The sequence below is a fragment of the Methanohalophilus halophilus genome (assembly GCF_001889405.1).
Classification (GTDB): domain Archaea; phylum Halobacteriota; class Methanosarcinia; order Methanosarcinales; family Methanosarcinaceae; genus Methanohalophilus; species Methanohalophilus halophilus.
In genome coordinates this window covers 1,769,808-1,796,019 of record NZ_CP017921.1, presented here as the reverse complement: position 1 = coordinate 1,796,019, position 26,212 = coordinate 1,769,808, and the positions used below count along the sequence as shown (strand labels likewise).

The following is a 26,212-nucleotide window of genomic DNA, read 5'->3' as shown; positions in this document are numbered from 1 at the left end:
ATAATATTATTTTATATATAATTTATCTGGAATCAGAGGTCTTCAATGATTCCCTGATATTTTGAGGGGTTGCCATTTTCATCACGAATTATAAGGGTCCTTTCAGCAACTTTGCGGATCTGGCCTTCTTTTGTGTATATCCGATATTCCTGATAAAAATCATTGTATCCTTCCCGGCATCTCCTGCTCAGTTCGTCCTCTACTCTTTTTAGATCGTCTTTGTGGATAATGTCCCCGTAATTAAGATTACCTGACAGGAATTCTTCGGTTGTGTAGCCATACTTTTCAATTTCATCTGAAACGTATTCTACAGGCCACCCCTTTTTTACTTTCCAGACAAATGCTACAACAGGACTTTTTGTAGATATCATGTCCACGCTCATCTCTTCAGAATCCATCTGGCCTGTGATATCCATTACAAAACCCTGGAAATGGCATGGTTCATCCTCGATGTCTCTTTCCACAAGGGTCTTTTCCATAACCCATCTTTCCTGATCATCAGCAGTTAGTATCCTGTATCGATGGGTGTATTCCTTGATGCCTTCCTTACAGATGCGGCGTATGTTTTCTCTGACTTCATCGATATCGTGTGGATGGATTATCTGTGCATAGGTCTTGTTCCCGGATATAAAATCATCGGCATTGTATCCGAGTTGCTGAATGTTATCGGATACAAATTCAACCGGCCAGTCCTTTTCTGCATTCCATAGGAAAACTATTATGGGATTTTCGTACTCTTGATTTTTGTCCTGCATAGGAATAATTACCCCCATTATTTCTTTTACATTTCCTCTTTAATTTATCTTCTTTAAGTACCTGTCGAATTTTGTTTTTTGTTCTTTAAATACAAATCGTTTCCGGTGACCCAATAGGTTAAAAATGATGGAATTATATTGGGATGCTATGGCAGAAAATGATAGTATTAATCATGAAACCAAGGCTCTTGGAAGATTGAAGGTCGAAGTCCAGTCCCAGCAGGGAACCGGTGGGCAGGTGTTGATATGGGCACCCGCTGAAAACAATCAGTATAATTCAATTGTAAAAAGTGATGATGGTTACTGGGATTGTATCTTTGCACGCCTTTATTCCAGTGTGGAAGAGGCTAATAAGGCATATGATGATTTTTCTTCTGAAGAGCAAATAGACTCTATGATGTCCAGATGTGGCTTTGGTGGATCTGCCTGCCAGATGATTTAAAGTGATCAAAATGTACCGGGGCAAAACAAGTGCCAAATATGCAGGATATATTCTTTTTGTAATCCTGTTTGTAATAATGGCTTTTGAATGGATATTGGATTTGGGTTATGAATCCCTTATACTGATCCCCGCAGCTTTCCTTTTTGGAATGATCGGCTATTGGCTCGGAGGGTTTACATATTCGGTCCTGCGCGAAAAATAAGTAATGGGATTAGAATACTCCCAGCCATCTTCCAAGCACAATAATGTATAGAATCAATATTACAAGACCTGCTCCAAATTTAGCATTTTCATGTGGTATTGGTCCTTCTTTAATTACATAGTCTTCAGGTTCCATATTTATCATCCCTTTAAAAAATTCGATTTGGTTCCATATTTATTTTTTGTTAGGGCAGTTCCGGCTGGTCCAATTCTACATCAAGTACCGGCAGGTCTACAGGGTAGCCCTCCCTGTTATAGCATTGCCAGCTGTTCTCATCGAAAGGTTCGGCAACAATTATATGCCAGTCCCCAGTCTTACCAAACATTACAAGGTCGGCATTTGAGGGCCGATAACTGGGCCCAGGATGGCTGTGCACAGAACCCACAGATTGTACATTTGGCATCATGAACAATTTGATTACTGCATTCATTTCACTGCTCTCGGTTCCGGGCAGGATTATCACATTGCTTATTATGCCTTTTTCTGCTTCCAGTAAACCCACAAATTCCCGGGGATATGTTGATTCACTACTTTTCAATATAAATTCCAGTGTTTCCCGGGCAATGCCCTCTACTTTCATATGTTAGATATAATTGCGGTAAGTATATCTTTTTTGTCCTTACAGGACAAGAACATACAGTATACCTGATATGAGGGCACCTGTGGCAGTTGCTACAAAATTGACTCCACTATTGGATAGGTATCCATTTTTCTGGAATGTAGCACCAAGTAAACTATCGATATTTGTTCCTCCCCATCCTCCTGCACATGTAATAAGTATGGCAGGAATTATCTGATCCACAAACCCAAAGGCTGCTCCAAGTATTCCTATTGTCAGTGCTCCACCAAAAGATGCAAGTTCTCCAAGTGAAGTTACAGCCCCATCAGTACCGGTTTTTGTAGGTTTTAAGTTTGTTATCATCCTGGGTGTCTGGCGGGCAGTTGTTCCGATTTCACTTGCAAGGGTGTCACCTGCAGCTGTTGCTACGGTTCCCAGGAAAGCATATGTTATTAGATTGCTGTGTTGGGGATATATGCCACATGCAATGGCAAGCACAAGTGCGGCAGTACTGTTGCTGAATACATTTTCATAAGTCCTTACTCCTCCTTTTTCCTGTGCGATACCCAGGTCCAGCTTATAGTTGTATTTGTATTTAGTGAATATTCCTCCGAGTATGAAAAAGGTAAGAAGTAAAACAAACCAGAGAAAGTTACTAAAAACAATAATCAAAACTCCCATAAGTGTAGCACTCAACACTGCGGAAATATCAGCTATATTGGTGCGATATGCAAGATACCCTAAAAAGAGTGCAAAAATGAATGCAATCAATAAATGTAAAGGAGCAACTGTGTAACCAAATGCTGCAAGAATCCACATTGCCATTGCCGAACCCAGGGTCATTGAAAAAAGCCTGTCTACGGAGGATGGTATGGATTCAAAGAGAGCTGCTGTAATTGCTCCGATTACTGCTATGAAAAATATAAGTTCGTATGATACAGCGGCTGTCCAGTATACATACAATGAACCTGCTATGAAGGCAGAAGAGGCCCCTGCTATTAATAAAGCAAGGCTTGATGGGAGATTGGTGGTATTTTCTTGTAAGTCCTTTTTGGTGCCGCAGCGCACTATGGTTGCACTTGTGAAGCCAATGGTAGAGATCTGGATTGCTGATACAATTATGTATTTTGGTAAGGAATAGGAATAGTGATTCGCAGTAATACTTATCAAAAGTAGCAAAACTATTGAGACAATAAGATTTGTTATATTCCGATTGCTATTGGTAATATAGCTATATACACCGGCACCGGCAAAAATCAGGAGTAAGATTTCCCTGCTTAAGAATGGAAATATCAGCATGGAAACTAATGCTATAATTATGAAATAGGGGGTATAGTCTTTCCCTTCATCTTCTTCGGTAAAGCATTTTGGCCAGCCTGTCATGAAAATCAGAGATTTTTTGTTTAATAAAGCACTGATTATTTATAAAAGTCATCTTTTAGTTTAATTTATTTTTATATATGTATTTGTGCATAAACGGTAAAATTAATTTTTGAGGATTTGTATGAAGCGGTTCAGATTCCAGGTTGTAACCAGAAATCGTGCATACTAACTATATATTAATACACTGTTTTTATAGTTTATATTCCAAAACTATATATTAATGTTCCTCCCTTAGGGAGATTAAGGAGTGGTACAATGAACCGATATGACTATCTCTTAAAAAATTGCCCGGTTTGCGGAACAGATCTCAGGGAAAACAATGATTATCAGATATGTGAATGCTGCCATTACTGGACTCAAAAAGGCCAGGCTAGAATAGATTCAATTCTGATATGCTAACATGAAGGGTTACAATGTGCCAGATCGAAAAATTTGGTTATTCTCAGGAAAACAAAGAAATATTTTGTTCAGATTGCATAATATGGAATACGATTGGTAAATGTGCATTTTTGCAGGAATGTGAATCCAAATAGCAAAAAGCAAGATTAATAGGTGGTAACATTGATTATAGACAAATAAGAATGTGGACTGCCAAACCCCTCTGATTACTTTTTTCATCCTGCGATAATTTTATATCCGGACAACAACTTTAAATTTTAGTAAATCATTGTAGCATATTAATTGATTTAGTGGACCGTGGTGGTAGGTTCAAATGGTAATGGGGCTCAAAAACATTTTATTAAGATTAACCTTAGTATTACTTTTGGCAATTATTCTATGTCATCCAGCTGTTGCTGTTGATAATTTGAATGATGATGTTATATCCCTTTATTCGGATGAAGTAAATATTTCACAGACAAATGGTTCTCTGGACCCTTATAATGACACATATGAGAACATTTCATCTTTTTACTTATCAGGAAACTATGATCAATCTCTGGAAGTTTCCAAAAAGGTTCTAGGTTCCAATCCCAATTCTACTTATGCCCTTTATATGGCTGGCCTGAATCTCGAAAATCTGGCTCGTGAGAATGAGGCCATACAGTATTATGAAAAAGCTCTTCTAAACCTAAAGGATACTGAGAATCAAAATATCACTGAAATGATCAATAATCCCGATCTGGAAGCGTTGCCAATCCTATTCCTTAAAGGTAAAATAAGCCATTTAGAGGGAAATTATAATGATTCGCTTACTTATCAGGATGCAGCATTAAGTGCTTATGGGTATCATTCTGAAGACCTCTATAACAAGGGTTTGTATCACAAAAATGAAGGCAATTACGCGGATGCAATCGAACATTTCCAGGCGGCTTTGCGTATCAATCCCTCCAAAACAGATTCCTGGTCACAGTTAGGGGAATGTTATGAAGCTATTGGAGAGTACCAGAAAGCACAGGATAATTATGATAAGGCCCTCCAGAGGAACCCAAACGATTCTGAATTATTATTGAAGTATGGTCTTGTTGCAGAAAAAATGGATGATCACAGTCTGGCCATTGAGTATTATGACAGGGTGCTTGAAATACAACCCTACAATGTGGATTCATGGAGGTACAAAGCCCGCAGTCTTGAAGATCTGGGTCAGAATAATTATGCACTAACCTGTTACAATCAGGCACTGGAATACGACCCTGAAAATAAGGCATTATGGAACCTGAAGGGACAACTACTGGATAAAATGGGTAGGTACGAGGAATCGATTGAATGCTATGACCAGGCCCTGAAATTAAATCCGGATCATGCACGTGGTATAGGACGTGTTTCAGAGGCACCTTCAATTATGATTGAAACCGATTCCCATGGGATTTTCTATGAAACACCACAGTTTGATTCAGAGTCTGCCCAGATACTGTTCAATAAAGGTGAAGCATTCTACAGGCTGGAAAAATATGAGGATGCACTTGAATGCTACAATGACGTACTTGAAACAGAACCTTATGCGGTCGTATGGTACCGAAAGGCCACTATTCTGCAAAACGATGGTGATTATTCCGAAGCTATAGATAATTATGAAGAGGCCCTTGATCTTGAATCTGACGTTCCTGCTGTATGGTATGAACAGGCAGTATTGCTTGACAGGATAGGCGAGTATGGAAAAGCGGTAAAGAGCTATGATGAGGCCACAGAAAGGGATGAAAACTATACCCTTGCCTGGTATGAAATGGCTGCTGACCTGAAAATACTGGGTAAATACGAGCAATCTTTAGAGGCTTACGATAAAGTCTGTGAACTTGAGCCATCCTCAGCACAGGTGTGGTATGAAAGAGGGGCCGTTCTGGATGAACTTGGAAGATATGATGAAGCTATCACTTCCTATGAAAAAGTCCTTGAACTGAATCCTGGTCACTCAGCAGCTAGCTACCAACTAAGGACTGACCAGAGTAAGCTATTAGAATCCAATCAAAAAGAATCTGCTTATAAGAATAATTTTCATTATACAAGCAATTCCCCATTCCTTGATTTCCTTAAGAGTAACGGCTTTGATCTGACATTTCTGGGAAGTGGGGCAGATGTGTCCGGCAACCCTCTTACGTCTATTGAAGATGGCGAGTTGCCAGCTCCCGAATACCTCTGGTATTCACGCGCCATGACGATGTCAGCAGTAAATAATACGAATAAATCCCTCTCTTCATTTGAAATGGCTACAATGATAGAACCCGACTATGCAGCGGCTTGGGAAGGTAAAGGAGATCTTTTCAAAAAATACAATCAATGGGCCGATTCTTCAGATGCGTTTAAACAGGCTCTTTCAGTTAATTCCGATTCTGCAAAATTGTGGTATAAATACGCAATAGTATCACAAAAAGCAGATGACCTCCAGACTGCCCTGTATGCTTATGGAAGAGTAGTAGAAAATGATCCGGATAACGGGGATGCTCTGTATAACAGGGGATTGATATATGACGAACTTGGAAGTTTCAGGAATGCAGCCAATGCTTACCAGAAATATCTCAATTTGGAGCCAAAAGATATGGATGCATGGTATCTGCTGGCTCAATCCGCGCACAAAGCAAGGATGTATGATGTATCCCTGAATGCAATTGATACTGTCATTAGTAATCAGCCTTCAAATGAGGATGCTCTGTATCTCAAATCTGACAATCTTGAAAAGATGGGCCGCTTCAGTGATGCAATAGGTGTTTATGATGAAATTCTGGATTCTGATCCCAAAAACCAGGATGCATTGTTCAATAAGGGGCTGGCTTTTGAAAATATCGGACAATACCAGAAAGCAATCGAATGCTATGAACAGTTACTTGCCGTTAATCCACAGCATGTTACTGCAATGGAACATAAAGGGTTTGATCTATACCTGCTTGGAGAGTACAATAAAGCCGATATTGTATACGACCAGATTCTAAAGCTCGAGCCAAACAACGCTGAGGCTCTCTATCACAAAGCTACTATCAAGTACCTGTTGAGTAGCTATGCAGGGTCAATAAAATATTATGACCGTCTACTCGAATTGAAACCCAATTGCATTACTGCATGGTACAACAAAGGATTTGCCAATAATATGATGGGCAATGTCGATGAGGCAATTAAATGCTACGACCGGGCCCTTTCGATTGATCCGAACAATCCTTCTGTGCTTTACAATAAGCGGTTTGCCCTTTATAGAATAGGTAAATCTTCAGAGGCAAAGACAGCTAAACTGAAACTTGATTCCATCGATCCGGGTTTTGAAGAGTCTCTGGACAACAGGGGAACGAAATTCTTCCTGCCAAAAAAATACGATCCCAATCTGGGATATGAGCTGCCTTCACGGTGGTATAAAAAATAATCGGGTTTTATACCCGATTATATCTGTTTTTCCAGGCCAGTTTATTTAAAATTCTTAAGGCCTTCAAAATCCAGTGTGGCAAAATAGTCTTCCATGGTTTCTGCTCTTCTGATTTGCACAGCACCGCCATCTTTCCTGAGCAAGATTTCAGCAGAGCGTAATTTTCCATTATAGTTAAATCCCATTGCATGGCCGTGTGCTCCGGCATCATGCATTGCAAGGATATCACCGATTTCGATTTCAGGCAATTTCCTGTCTATGGCGAATTTGTCATTATTTTCGCAAAGAGAGCCTGTCACATCATATGTATGGTCATGAGGCTGGTTTTCCTTGCCAGGTACAGTTATATGGTGGTAAGCTCCGTAAACACCCGGCCTCATAAGGTTTGCCATTGTGGCATCCATTCCTACAAAATCCTTGTATGTATGCTTGAGATGGCGTACTTTACTGATGAGGTATCCATAGGGTCCGGTGATTACTCTCCCACATTCAAGGTAGATCTTGAGGGGGCCAAGACCGTTTGCGGAGATTATTTTGTCATATTCTTCCTTAACACCCTTTGCTATAACATCATACGGGACTGGTTCCTGATCAGGCTCGTAGGGTATTCCTATACCGCCTCCCAAATTCGCGAATTCAAATTTGATATCGAGTTCCTTTGAAATATCGGCGATAACTTCAAAGAGAATCCTGGCAGTTTCTATGAAATAGGTCGGGTCCAGTTCATTGGATGCTACCATTGTGTGGATACCGAATCTCTTGACCCCTTTATCGGCAAGTTTTTTGTATCCTTCAAAGAGCTGTTCCCGTGTGAAACCGTATTTTGCATCTTCTGGATTGCCTATGAACTTGTTACCTTTTTTTAGTGCACCGGGATTATATCGGAAACAGATCATTTCAGGCAGGCCTGCATGTTTTTCAAGATAATCGATATGGCTTATATCGTCAAGATTGATTATAGCGCCCAGTTCTTTTGCCTTGACGAACTCTTCTGCTGGTGTATCGTTGGAGCTGAACATAATATTTTCGCCAACAATACCTGCCTTCTCAGCCAGTACAAGTTCGGGAAGGGAACTGCAATCGGCACCAAATCCCTGTTCTTTCAGGATTTTGAGTATATAAGGATTGGGGAGGGCTTTTACAGCGTAGTATTCCTGAAAACCTTCCAGAATCCTGAAGGCTTCTTTAAGTTTTTTCACATTTTCCAGTATTCCTTTCTCATCATAAAGATGGAATGGAGTGGGATATTTTTCCACGATCTCCTGTACTTTTTCTTTAGTAAAAGGTACTTCTTTTGATACCATTTTATTTCCTCAATAATTGTAAAATAAAGACGATACACTTAGTGGTGCATCGTTATTAAAATGACTATTGCTATTGCTGTGATGGAAGTTTCTTATATAATTTGTCCTTATTTGAATTAAAAGCAAAAAAGTATTATGTGGGGTTATTTTACGCCCCCACTTAAAAGGCATTCTGGAATTGAATTATTTTGAGCCTTCAGAAAATCCGCTTGTTTCTTCTACGAATTGTTCAACCCTCTTTTTTATTGAATCTCTCAAATTCCTCATTTGTTCCAGCTTTTCTTCATGTGTGCCTGTGAAATTTTCAGGTTCCGGGAATGGCCAGTATAATTTTGCAAAGGGTTTTGGATATATGGGACATCTCTCCTCGTGCTCTCTGTCGCAAACAGTGATTACGAAATGGAAAAATTTACCTGCCCGGAAGAGGTCCCATGCATCCTGGGTCTTTTTCTTTGTGAGGTCGAATCCATCTTCCTTCATTACTTCAAGGACGAGTGGATTAATCTGTTCGGGTTCAAAACCCGCACTCTCAGCTTCGAACTTGCCTTCTCCAAGTCTTCTCAGGTATTCTTCTGCTATCTGGCTTCTTGCACTGTTGTGCACACAAATGAAAAGTACTTTGACTTTTTCGTTGCTTTCTTTCATGAAATATAGAGGAGCTGATGTGGCAATAAGTGTTACCTACATAGATTATGTAGATTCTATATCAAGCAATCCCGATGAATTGTGCATGTGATTCTTCAATAACAAATCTGTATTTTAGTTATCAATCCAACAAGGTAATACTTCACTTTAAGTTCCCTGCAAGTTCCTCGCCCATTTCGAAAGCCTTTTTAAGCGCTGCTTCATCCTTTTTGATAACTCCCCTGTCAAATTGGTTAAGCACAGGCATCGCCTTATCCACTTTATATCCCAGGGCTTCCAGTGGATAACTCATGGCTTCCAGGCTGAAACCTATATCTTCAATGATGGGTTGCTCTCCAATGGTGAAAACGCAGGCATGTCTTCCCTGCCCTGCCAGCCGGCTGGAATATTCACGTGGCCTGTCATCGGTGAAATTGTAGTAGGGATACAGGCGGTCTATGAAGGTTTTCATAAGGGAGGTGACGTTGTAATTGTAGGTAGGGGAGCCAAGCACCATACCCTTTGCTTCTTCGATCTTTGGGTACAGTAAATTCATCCCGTCATGGAAGCGGGTACAGGTCTTATCTTGGCGACATCTTTCACATCCCACACAGGAATCGATACTGTAATCTCGCAGATGTACTATCTCAACTGTAGCACCGTTTCTTTTTGCACCTTCCATTACCTCATCCAGCAATACGTAGGTATTGCCTCCTTTCCTGGGACTTGCACAGATTCCCAGAATATCTATTGTAATACTATATTCCTCCTCTTCTGTAATTATTCTGTGAAAACGACCTCCACTTCCTCTATATCCCATAGTGACTCTACTTTTTCCAGAATATCCTCTTTAATAGCTGATGCGAACTGATGATCTGAAGGAAGGTCTATAAGTATTCTCACAGAACCCTCTTTGACCTCTATCTTTGTCACAAGTTCCGTCCTGATTATATCCAGCCCTGCCATGGGATTCATGACATGTTTCAGGCGCCTTCTGACAACTTCTTCTGTAGTAGTTTCTTTCTCACTCACAAGGCCATGCTTTTCTTCATAATCCCTAATTGCCGCCCTCAAACCTTCCACAGCCAGTACTGAACAGTGTGCTTTTACGGTGGGCAGCCCTCCTAGTTCTTCTGTGGCCTGTTTCCATGAGATATTTTTGGCTTCTTCCAGGGTCTTTCCCTTGGCCATTTCGGTAATTATGGAAGCTGTAGCGATATTGGATGCACATCCATAGGATTCAAATTTTATATCCTCTATCACCAGGGTTTCAGGATTCACATTCAGGTATACTGCCACCATGTCACCACATGCCGCACTTCCTTCCAGGCCCTTGCCATCCGGTTTTTCTATTTTGCCCACATTGCGCGGGTTTTTGAAATGATCAAGAACTTTTTCGCTATAAGGGAATTTCACATCAAACACCTCACTTTTTCTCATACAAAGGACTAATCTCTCTTAATTGTGCAACGATTTCCTTAATCGCATCCACAATGGCATCGGTTTCCTCAAGGGTATTGTAACGACTGAAGGTAAAGCGCAATGAACCATGGGCCCTTTCATGGTCTCCACCTATGCCCAGTATAACGTGACTTGCTTCAAGGGAGCGACTAAAACACGCGGAACCCGTGCTGACCGCAAATCCACGCATATCCAGATGTAGGGTGAGCGATTCACCTTCTACATAATGGAAAGTTATGTTAGCATTATGTGGACTCCTGTGTTCCTTACTTCCGTTTAATATTACATCCGTAATTTCACTGGATATTCTCTCTATAAGATGGTCTCTCAACGCTTTGATCTGCTTGTTTTCCTCTTCTGTCACAAGTTCTACTGCTTTTGCAAACCCTACAGCTGCGGGTATGTTTTCAAGACCTGCCCTGAGGTTGAATTCCTGGAATCCGCCGTCCATCCATTTGTTGATAGGTGTGCCTTTGCGTATATAGAGACTTCCAACACCACGGGGGCCATGTATGGTATGTGATGCAATAGTTATCAGGTCCACAGGAATTTTTTGCACATCTATTGGAACGCGTGTGAAACTATGGGTGGCATCTGTATGCAGAAGTACTCCTTTCTCCCTGCATATGCTTGAAATGCTTTCCAGATCCTGCAGTGTACCTATTTCCTGGTTGGCATGCTGTATCGAGACTAGAACCGTTTCGTCTGTGATCATCTCTGCAAGTTGTTCTGTATTAAGCCGCCCCCTCTCGTCCACTTTAATAAAATCTACTTCAAAACCCTGTTTTTCCAGGGCTTTTGCGGTGTTCAGGACGGGGAAATCCTCGATCTTTGAGACAATAAGATGTTTCCCTTTCTTTTTGAGTGCAGATGTTACTCCCTTTATTGCCATATTGCTTGATTCGGTGCTTCCGGATGTGAAAACAATTTCTCCTGGCGAAGCATTTAATGAATCTGCAATGGTGGACCTCGCTTCTTCAAGTGCCTCCTTTGCATCGATACCCATCGAATAGGCAAATTCTGATGTTGCCACTGCATAAGTATCAAAATAATACGGCTTCATTGCCTCAAACACTCTTTCGTCCAGCCGTGTGCTTGCGGAATTATCAAAATAAGCAGTTTTGTCTTCCATACAATACCTCAGATAAACAATGTAATCTCTGCATCCTTTGCTTCATGGACATAGGTGCCCACCGCACCATATTCATCAATCCATTCGGTACGTAGCTGTTCTTGCTTGATCCCCATAATTTCCATGGTCATTTCACAGGCAATAATTTTGCCCCCCAGTTCCTTGAAATCGGTCATCATTCTTTCAAGAGGAGCGACATTGGCCTTTTTCATCCTGCTTTTGACCATCCATTTGCCAAGCCCCAGGAAATTCATTTTGGATAAGGGGCCCTTTTCAAGTCCTCCTTTTTTCAACCTCTCAAGGCCCCAAAAAGTAAAATACAGGGAAGCTTCCATTCCCATTGACATTGAACCATTTGCAATAATGAGTGCACTGTACAGCTTATCCATGTCCCCGCTATGGACTATTATGACTGTTTTGTTGCTCACAGAAACCAATCCTTTTAACGCTTAATTCTGATTTTCCACTCATCAGATTCTTCATCGATACCGATAATTTCAAGTCCCATGGATTCACAGGCCATTGGTATCTCCTTCTTTGAAGCTGGATGTGTGCCGGTGACTATTACCTCATCTCCGGGTTTAGCTTTTCTTAGTGCTTTCCTGCATTCAACTAGTGGGACCGGACAGGTCTCCCCCCTGGTATCAACTTCTATTGTTGTCATATCTTTTCCCCTGAACATTCTTATATCTGTAAATTCACAATTGTTAACATGCTTATATGTTTGCAAATAATATATAAGTTTCTCGCATAGCATAATAGGCTGCATGGCTCATTTAAGGAATGTAGACCCCCATCGGCATTCTTCTTGTCAGAACAACATAGCAAGAGTAATTACAAAAAGGATGATAGCGACCGCTCCCATGATTTTCATGAGGTTTTCTTCACCTTCAAAGGAATATCGATCATCTCCTTCCTGTTTTCGGATTTGTGATAATCCGAAGGAAATACCACCAAGTGAACCTATTGCTATACCCATTATAGTGCCAAGTCCCACACTCCCTATAGACGGTCCAAGTAAGAGATTGCCGTAGAGAGCACCTGCAATAGCTCCTGCAGATACCCATATAGGCATCACTCTCTGATTTTGCTCCGATTTGTTATCAGTTATTATTAGACCCCCGGATTTGTTTATATAGAAATATCACACAGGTTAATGATATTCTTTGTGTCTGTATGTTGCTGGATTCTCTGGAGGGTAATTCCCGTTTCCGCAAACATTTCCTTAATAGTATTTTCCAGGATTTTGACTACTTCATCCTGTCTGATATTTGTCACAGCTGCCAATGCTCTAATTTTTGGGTTTGCAACATTTTCCCTCTCAAAAATTTCTATTTCAGGTTTGTTTGTAGAGGACGTGAGACTGATTTTCAGGAAGGTTTCCGGTAGGTCCATGGACATCTTTATATGGCCTATGAAATCCGGATTCAATTGAATGAACTGGCTGAGGATGGAATCAACAATACCATTTGCCATTTCGTGCCCTTTCTTGATTTCCAGATCATTTGTCTCAATTGCATATTCAATGGCATGGGAAGATACATTTGATTCGGCAATAGAATTTTGTTTTGTGAAATGGTCTCTTTGTTTTCCTTTTCCACCTATGGTCTCTATCAATTCTTTAAAATTTCCTGCATTTTCCCTTGCCGAAAATTCCAGTATTTTTGCATCTGTATTACAGTGTTGCAACAAAGCTTTGACTTTACTGACCTGTTCATCTGTCGCAACATCTATCTTGTTAATTCCCAGGATGTCTGCATCCGCTATCTGGGTCTTTATGAATTTTGGAACCTGTTCAATTTCCAGATCGAACCTGCTGCCATCTATCAGATTTATTATGGGGGAAAACTCCATATCTGTGATTTTCATAAGTTCTATTTCTTCTTTGATCTGGCGGGGGAATGCGACTCCAGTTGGTTCAATAATTACCGTGTCCGGACCATATTCCTCGGCAAGGGAATCAAGCGCCTGTTCCATATCGATTTTCAAAGTGCAGCAAATACATCCGTTGGTGATTTCCCTGGTTTCCACTCCTTCTATATCCAGTGTTGTCCCGTCAACTCCGATCTCACCTATCTCATTTACGATAATAGCGATTTTTTCGCCTTTATCATTGAGATATTTTCCCAGCTTAAGCAGGGTAGTAGTTTTACCGCTGCCCAGAAAGCCGCCAATGATTATTACTTTCATTCATTACACCTTTAGAGAAATAAGTTACTTCTTGATACGTTTTTTATCTTTCTGCGCAGAATTCATTTCGTGCTTGTGCAAGGGCCTGCATATTCTTTATGGGTGACTGTGGTGCGATTCCGCAACCAGGGGCCAGGATATCCACGCCTGCCTCCAGACATTTCAAAGCTTCTGCTTTTACTTCTTCAGCGGTTTTATTGTATATGGTTACTGAAGTTGAAACGTTGCCTATCAATGCAGCACCTCCTTCATGTGCCATTTTTATAGCGTATTGCAGATCTTCAACACTTTCTTCAACACTTATACCACAAAATCCACATTCTGCAATATCTTTTATTATGGGATCGGCTTTCCCGCATACATGGATTACACATTTCCCGTTAACAGAATCTACAAGTTGCCTATAGTATGGTTTTATGACGGACTTAAACATAGCCGGTGGAACAATGTCGGGGGAAACAACTGCTTCTCCGAAACATATCACATCTGCTCCTGCTTCCAGGCTTTCATTAGCAGCTTTTATGCATGCCCGGGTAGTGACTTCCACTAATCTTTCTATTTTATGTGGTTCTTTCAGTATTTTTAAAAGGAAAGGCTTCATGCCCATCAGATTAACAGCAAGGTCCACAGGACCGGCAAAACCACATATAAGTGGGACTTCATTTTCGACTTGCCTTTTTATAATATGTGTGGCCTCAAGAATTGCAGGCATTCTTCCTCTTTGCATCAAATCTTCAGGGACTTCTATATCTTCAATGTTAATCTCCGGACCTTCGAGTACAGCGGGAGGTATGTCCTTTGATCCCCTGTGAATCTTGCAGCCGAAACTTTCTGCCAGCGCTGTTAAGTCAAAGGGGTAGCGTATAGTCTCAAATCCGGGGATACTTTGGGTGGCTATTGCCAGCTCAGCCATCTTTTCAGGATCAAAGTCAGCTTCGGGTCTGGCAACACCACATGAATCCATAATTTCCAGTGGAGCAGCGGTTGTGAACAATCCTGTAGGAATTTTATCTACCGGTTTGCGTTCCAGTGCATTGATGATTCTCTGTTTTTGTTGCATGGTTGACCTTTGTATAAGATATTTTATTCTCTATTTCCTTTAGATTTTGTTCGTTTACTACTTCAGTGTTATCCTTTCATCTCTTTACTTTAAACATTATTGGCATACTTTTATAGATGTGACTTTTGGGTGTTACTATTATGGGTTTTAGTATAATCAAATACAACTTTCGTGTTAAAAATAATAAGTAAAATTCATATGTAATATGCGCATTACAGTTTCTTAATTGAGATTATTGAATCTACAAAACAAGTAAAATAGATATAATTGCTATATTTTACAAAAAACAACATGTATCGCTGTATTAAATAGTATAATTTATTGCAAGAATAAGTATAATATTTATGATTTAAGTGTTACTAAAATGAGGGTTTTTGAGTGAGGTTCATACATGAGTTCAGAACTGATACGATATAAGGACATATGTGTTGATTTTCATGGCTCCTGCCTTTTTTCTAACTTTAACCTGACTGTCAATAAAGGTGATAAATTAATCCTGAAAGGGCGGTCAGGAAGTGGTAAATCAACTCTTCTCAAAATACTTTTGGGTATTTTACATGTCGACGATGGAGAGGTTTTTTACAGGGGGAGAAAAATTTCGCCCTCGAACATATGGGATATCAGGAAAGAAATCGCATATGTTTCACAGGATACTGATATCGGGGAGGGAATTGTCAAGGATTTGATCAATGAAATATTTTCTTTTGACCATAACCAGGGAAGGAAGTATCACAGGAAACGTAATTCCCTGCTTGAATACTTTGGATTGGACAGGTCCATTGTGTACAAGAAGTTTGAAGATCTTTCTGGAGGGGAGAAACAGAGAATATGCATAATAATTTCCGTGTTACTGGGCAAGGAGATTTTCCTGCTTGATGAAGTCACATCAGCACTGGATCTCGAACTTAAGGAAAAAGTTGTGGACTTCTTTCTTGAAAATGAAAATTGGACACTTCTTGTCGTGTCTCACGACAACACATGGGATAGAGTAGCTATGGATGAAGTCTTTGTTGACGGATGTGAAATAAATGCCTGACGAGATTTCTTACACGGGTTTATTCTTTGGTTTTCTTCTGCTCATAATTCCTTTGTTGATCATGAGATATGTACGACTGAATATGGGGAAAGAATCCCTTACAGCGATTTTCAGGATGACGGTACAGCTTTTCCTTGCCGGCTTATTCCTGACATTTGTGTTTGATATGAACAATCCTTTATTGAATTTGTTGTGGTTTTTCCTGATGGTTTCATTTGCAGCATTTGAGTCCGTCCAGCGTCAGGAAATGGATCTCAAATCCCTCTATATCCCTACACTTGGTGCTTTCCTGGGAGGTACGTTCCTGATACTTATGTATGTAAACTCCTTTGTAATTGATCTGGCCAATGTGTTTGAAGCTCCTTACCTCATACCCATAGGTGGTATATTGCTTGGCAATTCCCTTGGTGGAACTATAATTGGTGTAGGAAATTTCTACAGCAGCTTAAAAAGAAACGAAAACCGCTATGTATCCAGCCTTTCTTTTGGTGCCGGAATGAATGAGGCACTTATGCCCTATGTAAGAAAGGGCCTTCGTTCTTCCCTGAAACCGGCTGTAGGAGATATTTCTACTATAGGAATTGTTCATCTTCCCGGCATGATGAGCGGCCAGTTGATAGCCGGAGCATCACCAATCCTGGCGATCAAATACCAGATTGCAGTAATGGTTTCTGTTTATGTATCCACTGTTACATGTGTGACACTTGCAATTTTCCTGACATCACGTATTTGTTTTGATGAGTACGGGATATTGAAGGATCAATTGTTTCGAAATAAACCGGATGTTTCATGAAACCTGTATGGAAAAAGGTAAAGTCGATGACATTATGTCCTGTTTATCCACAAATACAGACATATAAAGAGAAAATCTTTTAAAGGAGTTATCCTTTTCTCCTCCCTTGTGCCCGAAGATAACATACGTGTCAGTTTGAGCAGGGATCTTACCCTTTTTGATATTACTATGATAGGCCTTGCCGGTATGATAGGAGCCGGTATTTTTGCTCTTACCGGTATAGCCACGGGTATAGCGGGGCCGGCAGTTATGCTCGCTTTTCTCTTAAATGGTGTAGTGGCAACCTTTACAGGTCTGGCATACGCTGAACTTGGTTCTGCAATGCCTGAAGCCGGTGGAAGTTACCTGTGGGTAAGGGAAGGCATGGGCAACCATCTGGGTTTTCTTTCCGGCTGGGTTGACTGGGCAGCACATACTATCGCATGTGCCCTGTATGCAGTAACTTTCGGTGCATTCTTTTCAGAACTTATTGTCAATTTCCTGGGATATGAGCAGTTCGATCAAGGTCTCTTGATAAAATTATCAGCTCTTGTTATTGTTTCCCTTATGGCTCTCATAAATTTCATGGGGGCCAAGGAAAGTGGTCGCCTCGGTGGTTTTGTCACACTTTTTAAAATTGCTATCCTGGTAGTTTTTGCCGGGTTTGGTATCTACAAAACCATTACCCAGCCTGACTGGACATTTTCATTTTTCAGTGACCCCTCTTTTGCACCTAATGGTTTTATCGGTATCCTGGTAGCTATGGGTTTGACCTTCATTGCTTTTGAAGGATATGAAATCATAGTGCAGAGTGGTGAGGAAGTCAAAAGACCGGAACATAACATTCCCAAAGCTGTCCTTATCTCCCTGTGGACAGCTGTTATCATTTACATCATAGTCGCTTTTGCTTTGATAGGTGGCATTGAAGTAGGTATTCCCAACTGGATTTATCTGGGTGAACTTGGTGAATTCAGTATGATACGGGTGGCAAACCAGATAGTATCTTTCGGTTCGGTGCTGATCCTGGTGGGAGGTTTCGTTTCCACTATCAGTGCAATGAACGCCACCGTTTATTCCTCTTCCAGAGTGGCTTTTGCCCTGGGAAGAATGGGTTTTTTGCCCAATTCCCTTTCGAACATCAATGAAAAAAGACGGACGCCTCATTTTGCAATCCTCTTCAGTTACCTGATCATAGCATCAATGGCTCTGCTTCCCATCGAAACGGTGGCCTCAGCTGCAAATGTGATGTTTTTAATTCTGTTTATTCTGGTCAACATGGTCCTTATAATTCTCCGTTTCAGGAGGCCTGACCTGAAAAGGGCATTCAAGATGCCTTTTGCCCCGTATCTACCCCTGGTTGCAATCGTGGTGCAGGTATTTATTGGTTATTACATGGTAACTGAAATCGAAAATACTGCATTTGTGGTTGCAGTTACTATCCTCTGGGTTATTCTGGGTTCTTTTATTTATTTCTCTTACTCAGAGAAGGAGCTTAAAAAACGTGCTTTGGTCAGCCGTAAGAAAATGTATGAAAGAAAGCCTGCTCGAGAAGAAGGTTATAAAATATTGATCCCTGTAAAAGATGAGGAAAGTGCCTTCAAACTTGCATCATTTGCCCATTCCGTGGCAAAGGAAAAAGATGGTACAATCCTTTTTTTGAGTGTAATAACGCTGCCTGAACAAACACCTTTCTCGGCTGCTGATGAGTACCTACCGGAAAAACAGGAATTTATTCACAGGCTTATCGATTCAGTTGATGTACCTGCAGGAGGCATCATTAAGGTTAGCAGGTCTGCACCTGACACAATAATGGATACTGTGGAGGAAGAAGAATCCAATATGTTGGTTATGGGATGGAGAGGCAGGACCTTCAGACAAGACGTCGTGCTTGGCAGTACCATTGACCCATTATTGCTCAAGGCTCCCTGTGACGTGGTAGTTGCCCGTTTCGAAGCTGACAGGGAATGGGAAGATATGAAGAATATACTCCTTCCCACCGCAGGTGGTCCTCATGCTATTCTTGCAGCAGAGATGGCACGCAGCCTTGCCAGGAAAGAAAATGGAACTGTCACGATGCTCAATGTTGGACCTTCGGATGAGGACAGAAAAGTTGCAACAAAGGTATTCCAGGGAGTTTCCATTCATTTATCTGGAGTGAAAACAGAAAGCAAGTTTATTGTTGGTGATGATGCAGTGTCCGTAATTGATGAAGAGGCAAAGAACCATGATGTGATCTTTTTGGGAGCAACTACCCGCCCATTCCTCAAGAACTTCCTGAGCGGTGTGTTCCCTGAACAGGTCATTCGTGGCACTGATAAAACTGTTATCATGACACGTAGATGGGTTAAGTTCAGGGATATGCTTAAAAAGAAAGTATAAAATTGTGAAAGGGTCCTTTTGACCCTCTTTTCTTTATATTCCAAAAGCCGTACGTGTAAGCACTATAAGTCCCATCAGTAAATTCAGTACAACAAGTCCTCCAATTGCCATTACTCCGTATTTGATCCATGTGGTATTGAAATCGAATATTGAAAGGGATTGTTTTACTGAATCCATTGTATCGTTTGCTTTTGAAAGTGTCTCTTTTGACTCTTCAAGATTGTCATTAAGGTTGTCCAGTACGGTATTGATGCGCGGTTGTTGATCGCGACGCAAACTTTCAAGGACTCCATGAGCTTCATCAAGGGTTTGCGGGATAATGCCGGATGTATCCTTCCACACATGGGTAAGCAGCAATTCTTCCTTTTCAAATTTATGGAGTTGCCTTTCATAATGGGATCTTTGGGCCAGAATATGATCAAAATTACGCTGGTAACCATCAAATTTTGTAGCAATGGAAGCGGAAACTCTTGCACCCGCAGGCTGTGCTTTTTCCAGAGAAAATTTTCCCGAAGAGGTTAATGAACTTCTTATAGCTGAAATGCTTGCCTCTGTACTTGAAGGTATTTTGTCTTTTAAGGCAGATACTTCTTCCGTATTTTGGTAATCCTCTTTGCCTGTGTCGATCTTTGCAAATTGTTTCTCTTCATTTATTTTCAGATAATCAGGATTAAAGGTTCTTTTAACTTCATCATCATCACTTACTGACTTGAAACTGGATGAATCCTGCTTTAGTAAATCTGATTTTGGAAATTTCAGGTAGTCCGATGTATCAATCATCCCCACAGGTTGAATGATATCTTTGTTTATTTCAAATTTTGCAGCAGGCATTTCTTTCATTACAGATTGCAGGGACGCTGCTATCTCCCCTTTGCGTTCTATCAGGTCGTTGAAATAGGCTTTACGTGCAGTTATCCTGTCAAGTTCCAGTTTCTGTGCAGGTTTTAGGTCTGTAATGGCTATGGGTACCTTTTCTCTGGTAACAAACAGTTTTTTAGCTTCTGTCAATACTTCTTCACTAACCTCCAGGTTGTCATCAATTCCTCCGAGAACATCTTCTATCATAGGCTGTTCAACGGTATTCAGGCGCTCAAGAACTTCTTTTGCATTGTATATCCCGCTGGTAAGAACTCCCGGTTCCTTATAGAGAATTTCCATGATCTGACCGTTGATAGCTGCGATTCTTGAAAGGATTTCGAACTTTTCAAGTACATTTTCCATATCTGAAATCATATCCCAGAAATTAAAGGAAAAATCCAGAGGATCTTCCACACCCAGATTTTGAAGTTGCTGCAACAATTCCTGCTTTTCAATTTTTAATTCATCAAGTCTGGTTTTCTCTTCTTCCCAGAGATCATTTTCTGCCCGTGGGCTCAGCCTTTTTATGGATATGAGTTCTTCTGTTTCCTGCAGGAAAGAATTTAGTTGTTCTCCTACGGATTGGATTGTCGATCCAATTATCGCAATGGAGATGCCTGCGGCTTCTGCGGCATCGCCTGCAGATTCACTGCTCTCATAAATCGATTTGCCAAGCGTATATAATCCGCCTGTTGCCACTCCTGCTACCACGTCAAAAACATCCCCAAAACTTACCATTTCCACTTCTCCTATAGTTTACTTACTTTCCAAACAATTAAAATTCAAAACAAAGTATAGATTAGATAATAAAATTATGTTTAATAGGCACCAAAAAGATAACCCCCAAAAACGGAGTAATTAATATTCATCTGTTATATTAATGAAAAATTAATAGAAAGGAATAATTCCGTTGTTCACCGGTAATGACCCTCGCCTGTAATAATTTCTCCCTCGATTGGGACCCAACCATCCTGATTTCCTTCAAGGGTTATGTGAAGATGTTCATGATACTGGTTGCCGCTCCAGCCATAGATCCACCAATTGTTCATTCCCATGAAACTCATGGAAATATCTACCGTGTTTTCTGCAGTTGTGTTGTACTTTGCATAGAGACGGCTTTCGTATTGGTACGTCTTGACATTTTCATTTTCCTCATTGGGGAATTGGTTTGGAACTTCTTTTGTGTTGTATTTTGGTATGAATGTAGCTTCTTTTTCCAGAGGGTTTCTTGTGTCCAATTCATGATCCCCATTCTGGTAGATGCTGAAACCCTCTGGATAGGGAATAGGTGTATCTTCTGAATATTCAGTGGATTCGTTTATTGTACGGTTCAGTCCTTCACCCTGGCCTTCTTCTATTGGAATCGGAGTTGAATGGAATTCAGGGTCTATTTTTAGGGCCGTGATTTGCAGCATTTTACCGTGTTTGGTTTCTGTAATGGTACAGTTCCATCCGATTGGCTTGTTCAGATTGTTTTCTGATTTCAGGGGCTCTGAAAAAAATGATTCATTCCCATCAGAAGGAAGAGGTAAATACAGGGTCACGTTATGGAGTGGATGCAATGTTTTTATGCTGACATCATATTGATATTCGCTCTGGAAAGTATCTTCGTACATCTGGTTCTGGTGGTTGGCCCATAGAACCGAGGCCGCTATAATTAAAATGGCAAATATCAGAAATATTTTTATAAATTTGTTCATAGTTGCTTTTTGTAGTATAATTATAAGTTTTTATCTCTTGAAATACTATATAGGAAGAACAAACATATTTGATGGCTTAAGAATATCTGTTATACAGGAGATACCAATTCATGGACATTTCAAAAAGTTACAAAATATTTGGAATAACCCTGGTGGTTGCATCAACCATTCTTTACTTCTTCCATTACCTGATTTTTCATGACCCACACCACATATTCATATTCCTCGTGAGCGATATAGCATTTGTTCCAATAGAGGTTTTGCTTGTCACGATGATATTACATAAACTGCTTAGTGACATGGAAAGAAGCAAGCGGCTTGAAAAATTGAATATGGTTATCGGTGTTTTTTTCAGCGAAGTGGGAACGAAATTACTAGCTTTCTTTTCAGACGCCGATCCAGGTCTTGAAAATGTTCGCAATCGGCTAATCGTAAGGAAAGATTGGACCGATGAGGATTTCGAGGAAATTACTTCATTCCTGCGTAATTACGAATATTCGGTGAATATAGGCAATGTAGATCTTGTTTTTCTGCGTGATTTCCTGAAAAAACACCGCAGTTTCATGGCAGGGTTACTTGAAAATCCTTCATTGCTTGAACATGAATCCTTTACGGGTTTATTGCGTGCAGTCTTCCACTTGATGGAGGAACTGGTTAGCCGTGCGGATCTGGAAGATCTCCCGGAGTCAGATTTTGATCATCTGGCACTGGATATAGAAAGGGCTTATGGAAGACTTGTTATAGAATGGCTGGATTACATGAAGTATTTAAAACACAACCACCCATATCTCTTCTCCCTGGCAATGCGGACCAATCCTTTTGATACAAAAAGTTCTGCAGTGGTTCATTCATGAAAATGCCCTGTATTTATCTTACAGATGCGGGTAAATAACGAGAGAAAAAAATGAAAGATCTATCAGGAAAGCACCAATCCAGACAACTTACCCTGCTTTTTCTGGGGACATTCTGTGTTTTCCTGGCCCTTTTATCTTTTATTCCCCTGCTGCCACCCATAGCTGCAGAACTCAACATTTCCCGTTCAAACCTGGGTTGGGTGGCGGGAATTTTCATGATATGTATGGCTTTTTTCCAGATTCCCTTTGGAATGATGTCAGACAGGTTGGGAAGAAAGCCCATGATAATCGGTGGGATATTCATTTTTTCCAGCGGATTATTTGTGACTTCATTTGCTTATTCCTTCCTCAGCCTCCTGGGAGCCCGCGCGATTTCAGGAATAGGGGCTGCAATCTTTTTTTCGACCTCTTTCACGATGATTGGTGATCTTTATGAATTAAAGGAGAGGGGAAGGGCAATGGGTATAATAGCCATTGCTGTGGGGTTGGGTACGATTTCCGGATATATAGCCGGAGGTACACTGGGAGAAGAATACGGATGGCGACTTGTCTTCAAGACACTTTCATTGATCGTTTTTCTTGTATGTGCTGTCTTTTTCCTGCTGGAAGAGACTGCTCCGAGATATCAGGAAAGCGCCCATTTCCTGAATCTCATGACCCTGTCCCTCAATTTTTTCAAAACCCGCACCATCCTATTTGTGACCTTTATAGCGATGTTGTGTAACATGGTTTCCATCGGTGCCACCTACGTGCTGCCCTTTTTCGCACAGGACCAGGGCATATCTACATCAACTACCGGTTTGTTGTTCGTACCGTTTGCAGCGGTCAGTTCAATAAGTGCTTCAGGTTGCGGGAAATGTTCCGATACAATCGGCCGGAAAAAACCTCTGGTCGCAGTCACATTCGTGGCAGCGGTTGCTTTAATCCTGTTCTGCAGGATGCCCGTGGACCCCCTTTCAATCGCCCTGAATTTCGCCCTGGTGGGGTTGTGTTTCAGTCCGGTTGTAACCCTCACCTCAACCATCCTGGTGGATGAGGTTGTACGTACCGATTCAAGCATACTGGGCACCACAATGAGCACGTTCAATATGGTTCGCTGGCTCGGTGCAGCGCTGGGTCCGGTGATTGCAGGGGTGATGCTGGACCAGTACGGTGCACGTGAATCACTGCTGGTGCTGGCGTTGCTTGTGACGGTGGCGTTTGTGCTGTCGGTGGGGTTGAGGGAGAAGTGGGAGTGAATTTGAAGTAACGTTTTCATCTCTCACAATTGTTAAAATACAGTTTATTGGAATCCACGAAAAATTGAAATTACAAAGCCTGACATCCACCCCCTGTCGATATACTTAACTGTAATAAATTAGAAAATCAAATGTATAGTTGGAGGGGAAAAATGAGACATGGGGAGTTCTATAAGAATAATGAAACTGGCAAACTTGGGAAAATTGTAGAAACAAATCCACTGGCAATTTTCTTAAAAATAGATGGTAATTTTGTCGAATTTGAGAGGGATATATTTTTGGATTATTGGTCCAGGGTCAAGGGAGAATCGGAATATGAATTGGAACTTGCTCTGTTATATGATGAAATATGCCAGATCGCAGACAAGCAGAATGTGGGCACTAAAAAATTAATCGCCGATCTAAATGGCCTGTGCGAAAAACAAAGTAATTCTTAACTTTTTTTTCGAATCGGTCGTTAATCAGTTCTTTTTATGGCAATGGGTGGATTGAATATCCGTATTCAATGTTCACCATTGTCCAGTGTATAACGCAGGGGTCTATGGTCAACCCCTTTTACTCTTGTAGGTCCTTCATTTTTCATACCGATTTTTTTTGCAACTCTCCTGGAAGCAATGTTGTCCTTATGTGAAAAAGCGATGAATTGCTTACAATCCAGTTTGCGGCAAGCGTGATGCAAGAATATTTGGATAGCCTCGGTTGCAAATCCCCGATTCCAGTGTTTTGGTAAAATGGACCAGTATACCTGCTAGGCTCCCTTATCCGGGTCAGGTAACATTCCAACAGAACCGACAAATTCATCACTGCTCTTTTTTGCAACAGTATAGGCATAGACCTGGTCTGGTTCATCGTAGTTTTCCATCGTTTTACGGAAAAACCTGCGGCTATCTTTATAGGATACCGGTTTTTGACTGAAGAAAAAATATTTTGTAGCTTTATCATTTGAAATAAACCTGTAAAAACCAGCAAAATCTTTCTCCTCCAGCGGCCTTATGACAAGCCTTTTGGATTCTATGATTTCGTGTATTCTTGCTGGCATGGGTATACACATGATTCAAAGACTTATGTGTTTTACCGTCGCTAATATCAAAGAAAATTCTATTGCAATGTGTAAAAATATGGCGAAAAACTAATGAAATAGATTATTGATTATAGCACATGAGCTTTGATAACCCTGGTTTTTTTGAAAAGTTGCGAATGGAAGTGCTCTGGAACCGTCTGGGAAGTTTCCGCTATAAGCAATATATTCAGGGTCTACAGTTGAAAGGTGATGAAAATATTCTGGATTTTGGATGCGGAGGAGGCGCGGCTTCAAAGCATATAGCAAAGGCCCTTTCAGACAGCGGCAATCTCGTTTGCATTGACACCTCTGCTTTCTGGCTGGAGAAAGCAAAAAAACGTATGAATGGTTTTTCCAACGTTGAATTCATCTGTGAAAGAATCGAGAATGCAGATCTGCCTGATAATCATTTTGATTCTGTTTTCATTCATTTTGTCCTCCATGACATTGACGAAAAGGACAGGCAGGAAATATTAAACTCCCTTGCAGGCAAACTTAAGAAAAACGGTCTTATTTACATCAGGGAACCAACCAAACATGATCATGGTATGTCCCCTGTAGAAATAGTAGAACACATGAAAAAAGCAGGTCTTGCAGAACTTTCCGGCATGCATGGGGAGTATTTCAGGTGGCCTCATTATACCGGTATTTTCCGTAAATAAAAAATAAATTTATGCCTGTAATATGAAAATACACAGGCAGGAATGTTTGGGAATCAGTCGAGCAATTCTTTTCCGACGGTTTTTGCCTCATCCATTAATTCCGTGTTATCTTTAACTGCACCCGGTTCATAATAACCGGCACCCAGCAATGTATTCTTGATTTCCATCCCGAAAAACTGGTTCATCAGTCCCCCAAACTCGTCAAATACCGGTTTGTACTGGTCCTTTTCGGGGAACCCCTGGGAACCCACCAATACAAGTTTCTTACCGGCATTGATACGCGGAGAGAAATCCGGGTTAATCAGAGAATAGAACCTGTCTATGAATGAACGTGCCTGTCCGGTAAACTGGCCGAAATAAATGGGTGATCCAAAAACAATACCATCAGCATCAATGATTGCATCCAGAGCCTTTTCCATGTCGTCTTCAAGTTTACATCTTTCATGGGCTTTACAGTAGCCACATGCCTGACATCCCTGAAAATCCATCTCATTGATATTGAATTTCCTGACATCAGCACCGTTCTCGGAGGCACCGTCAAGGACTTGCTGTACAAGTACATCTGTATTCCCATCTTTACGGGGACTTCCTACAAAACCTACAACTTTCATTGTTCCACATCCATTTGGCTTTATGAATTATTTTCTGTTTCTTTTAGAAACATTATGTGATGTGTAAGTATGTGCTTATATATTTAAGCGTTATATCATCCACAGACTTCTGTTTGGCGTGCGTGTAACTATAATCTTTTTGTCTC

27 protein-coding genes and 1 pseudogene are annotated in these 26,212 nt (G+C 40.8%); 10 read left to right on the top strand and 18 right to left on the bottom strand.

Translation table 11 applies throughout. The annotated features are described in order from the left end of the window. Positions 1-32: 32 nt before the first annotated feature. Positions 33-755 carry a PAS domain-containing protein gene (locus BHR79_RS09220; RefSeq protein WP_159429231.1) on the bottom strand — a complete coding sequence of 241 codons (723 nt, stop codon included), beginning with the start codon at positions 753-755 and terminating at the stop codon, positions 33-35. A 148-nt stretch (positions 756-903) separates the two neighbouring features. Here BHR79_RS09220 and BHR79_RS09215 point away from each other — a divergent pair, with 148 nt between their 5' ends. Both BHR79_RS09215 and BHR79_RS09210 read left to right on the top strand, forming a co-directional pair. Continuing rightward, the gene (locus BHR79_RS09215; protein WP_143743554.1) at positions 904-1,197 is read left to right on the top strand and encodes a hypothetical protein; all 294 of its coding nucleotides are present in this window, start codon (positions 904-906) and stop codon (positions 1,195-1,197) included. 1 nt (position 1,198) lies between these two features. Then, positions 1,199-1,399: a hypothetical protein gene (locus BHR79_RS09210; RefSeq protein ID WP_072562046.1), complete on the top strand. Its 201-nt coding sequence runs from the start codon at positions 1,199-1,201 to the stop codon at positions 1,397-1,399. 9 nt (positions 1,400-1,408) lie between these two features. Here BHR79_RS09210 and BHR79_RS10840 read toward each other — a convergent pair whose 3' ends face one another. From BHR79_RS10840 to BHR79_RS09200, 3 genes are read right to left on the bottom strand one after another with little or no spacing between them, the layout of a single operon-like run. Further along, complete coding sequence (locus BHR79_RS10840; protein WP_257790277.1) at positions 1,409-1,534, bottom strand: hypothetical protein; 126 nt, start codon at positions 1,532-1,534, stop codon at positions 1,409-1,411. 49 nt (positions 1,535-1,583) lie between these two features. Further along, complete coding sequence (locus BHR79_RS09205) at positions 1,584-1,979, bottom strand: Mov34/MPN/PAD-1 family protein (protein ID WP_072562045.1); 396 nt, start codon at positions 1,977-1,979, stop codon at positions 1,584-1,586. A 39-nt stretch (positions 1,980-2,018) separates the two neighbouring features. Next, complete coding sequence (locus BHR79_RS09200; RefSeq protein WP_072562044.1) at positions 2,019-3,341, bottom strand: DUF92 domain-containing protein; 1,323 nt, start codon at positions 3,339-3,341, stop codon at positions 2,019-2,021. Positions 3,342-4,104: 763 nt separating this feature from the next. Here BHR79_RS09200 and BHR79_RS09195 point away from each other — a divergent pair. Beyond that, positions 4,105-7,125: a tetratricopeptide repeat protein gene (locus BHR79_RS09195; protein ID WP_159429230.1), complete on the top strand. Its 3,021-nt coding sequence runs from the start codon at positions 4,105-4,107 to the stop codon at positions 7,123-7,125. A 41-nt stretch (positions 7,126-7,166) separates the two neighbouring features. Here BHR79_RS09195 and BHR79_RS09190 read toward each other — a convergent pair whose 3' ends face one another. The 10 genes from BHR79_RS09190 to mtaA all read right to left on the bottom strand — a co-directional run bounded on the left by BHR79_RS09190 (position 7,167) and on the right by mtaA (position 14,896). After that, on the bottom strand, positions 7,167-8,429 hold the full coding sequence (locus tag BHR79_RS09190; RefSeq protein WP_072562042.1) for a diaminopimelate decarboxylase family protein: 1,263 nt from the start codon (positions 8,427-8,429) through the stop codon (positions 7,167-7,169). Positions 8,430-8,612: 183 nt separating this feature from the next. Beyond that, positions 8,613-9,074 (bottom strand): arsenate reductase ArsC, encoded by a 462-nt coding sequence (locus tag BHR79_RS09185; RefSeq protein WP_072562041.1) that lies wholly within the window; start codon positions 9,072-9,074, stop codon positions 8,613-8,615. A 142-nt stretch (positions 9,075-9,216) separates the two neighbouring features. After that, complete coding sequence (locus tag BHR79_RS09180) at positions 9,217-9,873, bottom strand: flavodoxin family protein (RefSeq protein ID WP_234970408.1); 657 nt, start codon at positions 9,871-9,873, stop codon at positions 9,217-9,219. Next, positions 9,834-10,493: an iron-sulfur cluster assembly scaffold protein gene (locus BHR79_RS09175; RefSeq protein ID WP_072562040.1), complete on the bottom strand. Its 660-nt coding sequence runs from the start codon at positions 10,491-10,493 to the stop codon at positions 9,834-9,836. Before BHR79_RS09175 ends, BHR79_RS09180 begins: the two co-directional genes overlap by 40 nt. Continuing rightward, the gene (locus BHR79_RS09170; RefSeq protein ID WP_072562039.1) at positions 10,480-11,646 is read right to left on the bottom strand and encodes a cysteine desulfurase family protein; all 1,167 of its coding nucleotides are present in this window, start codon (positions 11,644-11,646) and stop codon (positions 10,480-10,482) included. Before BHR79_RS09170 ends, BHR79_RS09175 begins: the two co-directional genes overlap by 14 nt. 8 nt (positions 11,647-11,654) lie before the next feature. Continuing rightward, positions 11,655-12,074, bottom strand: coding sequence for a DsrE/DsrF/DrsH-like family protein (locus BHR79_RS09165; RefSeq protein WP_072562038.1), 420 nt, complete (start codon positions 12,072-12,074; stop codon positions 11,655-11,657). A gap of 14 nt (positions 12,075-12,088) precedes the next feature. Continuing rightward, positions 12,089-12,310 (bottom strand): sulfurtransferase TusA family protein, encoded by a 222-nt coding sequence (locus BHR79_RS09160; protein WP_072562372.1) that lies wholly within the window; start codon positions 12,308-12,310, stop codon positions 12,089-12,091. 147 nt (positions 12,311-12,457) lie between these two features. Next, the gene (locus BHR79_RS09155; RefSeq protein ID WP_072562037.1) at positions 12,458-12,721 is read right to left on the bottom strand and encodes a hypothetical protein; all 264 of its coding nucleotides are present in this window, start codon (positions 12,719-12,721) and stop codon (positions 12,458-12,460) included. 56 nt (positions 12,722-12,777) lie between these two features. Next, positions 12,778-13,836, bottom strand: a complete 1,059-nt coding sequence (locus BHR79_RS09150; RefSeq protein WP_072562036.1) for a CobW family GTP-binding protein — start codon at positions 13,834-13,836, stop codon at positions 12,778-12,780. A 43-nt stretch (positions 13,837-13,879) separates the two neighbouring features. Next, positions 13,880-14,896, bottom strand: coding sequence for a methylcobamide:CoM methyltransferase MtaA (mtaA, locus tag BHR79_RS09145; protein ID WP_072562035.1), 1,017 nt, complete (start codon positions 14,894-14,896; stop codon positions 13,880-13,882). A gap of 391 nt (positions 14,897-15,287) precedes the next feature. Here mtaA and BHR79_RS09140 point away from each other — a divergent pair, with 391 nt between their 5' ends. The 3 genes from BHR79_RS09140 (at position 15,288) to BHR79_RS09130 (ending at position 19,083) form a co-directional block, all read left to right on the top strand. Next, positions 15,288-15,932 (top strand): ABC transporter ATP-binding protein, encoded by a 645-nt coding sequence (locus BHR79_RS09140; RefSeq protein ID WP_072562034.1) that lies wholly within the window; start codon positions 15,288-15,290, stop codon positions 15,930-15,932. Beyond that, entirely contained in the window at positions 15,925-16,725 is an 801-nt protein-coding gene (locus BHR79_RS09135; RefSeq protein WP_072562033.1) for an ABC transporter permease, read from the top strand. Before BHR79_RS09140 ends, BHR79_RS09135 begins: the two co-directional genes overlap by 8 nt. 108 nt (positions 16,726-16,833) lie before the next feature. Further along, complete coding sequence (locus tag BHR79_RS09130) at positions 16,834-19,083, top strand: amino acid permease (RefSeq protein WP_072562032.1); 2,250 nt, start codon at positions 16,834-16,836, stop codon at positions 19,081-19,083. 33 nt (positions 19,084-19,116) lie between these two features. Here BHR79_RS09130 and BHR79_RS09125 read toward each other — a convergent pair whose 3' ends face one another. Together BHR79_RS09125 and BHR79_RS09120 are read right to left on the bottom strand one after the other, a co-directional pair. After that, positions 19,117-20,679 (bottom strand): hypothetical protein, encoded by a 1,563-nt coding sequence (locus tag BHR79_RS09125; RefSeq protein WP_072562031.1) that lies wholly within the window; start codon positions 20,677-20,679, stop codon positions 19,117-19,119. A gap of 176 nt (positions 20,680-20,855) precedes the next feature. Then, a complete protein-coding gene (locus BHR79_RS09120) occupies positions 20,856-21,641 on the bottom strand; it encodes a hypothetical protein (protein WP_072562030.1) in 786 nt (261 codons plus the stop codon). A 110-nt stretch (positions 21,642-21,751) separates the two neighbouring features. Between BHR79_RS09120 and BHR79_RS09115 the strand changes: the two genes are divergently transcribed. The 3 genes from BHR79_RS09115 (at position 21,752) to BHR79_RS09105 (ending at position 24,170) form a co-directional block, all read left to right on the top strand. Continuing rightward, positions 21,752-22,495, top strand: coding sequence for a hypothetical protein (locus tag BHR79_RS09115; protein ID WP_072562029.1), 744 nt, complete (start codon positions 21,752-21,754; stop codon positions 22,493-22,495). Positions 22,496-22,545: 50 nt separating this feature from the next. Next, positions 22,546-23,733, top strand: coding sequence for an MFS transporter (locus BHR79_RS09110; RefSeq protein ID WP_072562028.1), 1,188 nt, complete (start codon positions 22,546-22,548; stop codon positions 23,731-23,733). Positions 23,734-23,885: 152 nt separating this feature from the next. Continuing rightward, positions 23,886-24,170, top strand: a complete 285-nt coding sequence (locus tag BHR79_RS09105; protein WP_072562027.1) for a hypothetical protein — start codon at positions 23,886-23,888, stop codon at positions 24,168-24,170. Between the two features lie 65 nt (positions 24,171-24,235). On the opposite strand, the pseudogene BHR79_RS10760 reads toward BHR79_RS09105, so the two are convergent. Further along, positions 24,236-24,772 (bottom strand): annotated as a pseudogene (locus tag BHR79_RS10760) (GNAT family N-acetyltransferase). Between the two features lie 119 nt (positions 24,773-24,891). Here BHR79_RS10760 and BHR79_RS09090 point away from each other — a divergent pair. Then, entirely contained in the window at positions 24,892-25,455 is a 564-nt protein-coding gene (locus BHR79_RS09090; RefSeq protein ID WP_072562025.1) for a class I SAM-dependent methyltransferase, read from the top strand. 53 nt (positions 25,456-25,508) lie between these two features. Here BHR79_RS09090 and BHR79_RS09085 read toward each other — a convergent pair whose 3' ends face one another. Further along, the gene (locus BHR79_RS09085; RefSeq protein ID WP_072562024.1) at positions 25,509-26,066 is read right to left on the bottom strand and encodes a flavodoxin family protein; all 558 of its coding nucleotides are present in this window, start codon (positions 26,064-26,066) and stop codon (positions 25,509-25,511) included. Between the last annotated feature and the right edge of the window lie 146 nt (positions 26,067-26,212).

Bases quoted from the DNA above. Each gene is read 5' to 3' on its own strand.
- BHR79_RS09220 (WP_159429231.1), bottom strand. From the start codon at position 755: ATGCAGGACAAAAATCAAGAGTACGAAAATCCCATAATAGTTTTCCTA.
- BHR79_RS09215 (WP_143743554.1), top strand. From the start codon at position 904: ATGGCAGAAAATGATAGTATTAATCATGAAACCAAGGCTCTTGGAAGA.
- BHR79_RS10840 (WP_257790277.1), bottom strand. From the start codon at position 1,534: ATGGAACCTGAAGACTATGTAATTAAAGAAGGACCAATACCACATGAA.
- BHR79_RS09205 (WP_072562045.1), bottom strand. From the start codon at position 1,979: ATGAAAGTAGAGGGCATTGCCCGGGAAACACTGGAATTTATATTGAAA.
- BHR79_RS09200 (WP_072562044.1), bottom strand. From the start codon at position 3,341: ATGACAGGCTGGCCAAAATGCTTTACCGAAGAAGATGAAGGGAAAGAC.
- BHR79_RS09190 (WP_072562042.1), bottom strand. From the start codon at position 8,429: ATGGTATCAAAAGAAGTACCTTTTACTAAAGAAAAAGTACAGGAGATC.
- BHR79_RS09185 (WP_072562041.1), bottom strand. From the start codon at position 9,074: ATGAAAGAAAGCAACGAAAAAGTCAAAGTACTTTTCATTTGTGTGCAC.
- BHR79_RS09180 (WP_234970408.1), bottom strand. From the start codon at position 9,873: ATGGGATATAGAGGAAGTGGAGGTCGTTTTCACAGAATAATTACAGAA.
- BHR79_RS09175 (WP_072562040.1), bottom strand. From the start codon at position 10,493: ATGAGAAAAAGTGAGGTGTTTGATGTGAAATTCCCTTATAGCGAAAAA.
- BHR79_RS09170 (WP_072562039.1), bottom strand. From the start codon at position 11,646: ATGGAAGACAAAACTGCTTATTTTGATAATTCCGCAAGCACACGGCTG.
- BHR79_RS09160 (WP_072562372.1), bottom strand. From the start codon at position 12,310: ATGACAACAATAGAAGTTGATACCAGGGGGGAGACCTGTCCGGTCCCA.
- BHR79_RS09155 (WP_072562037.1), bottom strand. From the start codon at position 12,721: ATGCCTATATGGGTATCTGCAGGAGCTATTGCAGGTGCTCTCTACGGC.
- BHR79_RS09150 (WP_072562036.1), bottom strand. From the start codon at position 13,836: ATGAAAGTAATAATCATTGGCGGCTTTCTGGGCAGCGGTAAAACTACT.
- mtaA (WP_072562035.1), bottom strand. From the start codon at position 14,896: ATGCAACAAAAACAGAGAATCATCAATGCACTGGAACGCAAACCGGTA.
- BHR79_RS09140 (WP_072562034.1), top strand. From the start codon at position 15,288: ATGAGTTCAGAACTGATACGATATAAGGACATATGTGTTGATTTTCAT.
- BHR79_RS09135 (WP_072562033.1), top strand. From the start codon at position 15,925: ATGCCTGACGAGATTTCTTACACGGGTTTATTCTTTGGTTTTCTTCTG.
- BHR79_RS09125 (WP_072562031.1), bottom strand. From the start codon at position 20,679: ATGGTAAGTTTTGGGGATGTTTTTGACGTGGTAGCAGGAGTGGCAACA.
- BHR79_RS09120 (WP_072562030.1), bottom strand. From the start codon at position 21,641: ATGAACAAATTTATAAAAATATTTCTGATATTTGCCATTTTAATTATA.
- BHR79_RS09115 (WP_072562029.1), top strand. From the start codon at position 21,752: ATGGACATTTCAAAAAGTTACAAAATATTTGGAATAACCCTGGTGGTT.
- BHR79_RS09110 (WP_072562028.1), top strand. From the start codon at position 22,546: ATGAAAGATCTATCAGGAAAGCACCAATCCAGACAACTTACCCTGCTT.
- BHR79_RS09105 (WP_072562027.1), top strand. From the start codon at position 23,886: ATGAGACATGGGGAGTTCTATAAGAATAATGAAACTGGCAAACTTGGG.
- BHR79_RS09090 (WP_072562025.1), top strand. From the start codon at position 24,892: ATGAGCTTTGATAACCCTGGTTTTTTTGAAAAGTTGCGAATGGAAGTG.
- BHR79_RS09085 (WP_072562024.1), bottom strand. From the start codon at position 26,066: ATGAAAGTTGTAGGTTTTGTAGGAAGTCCCCGTAAAGATGGGAATACA.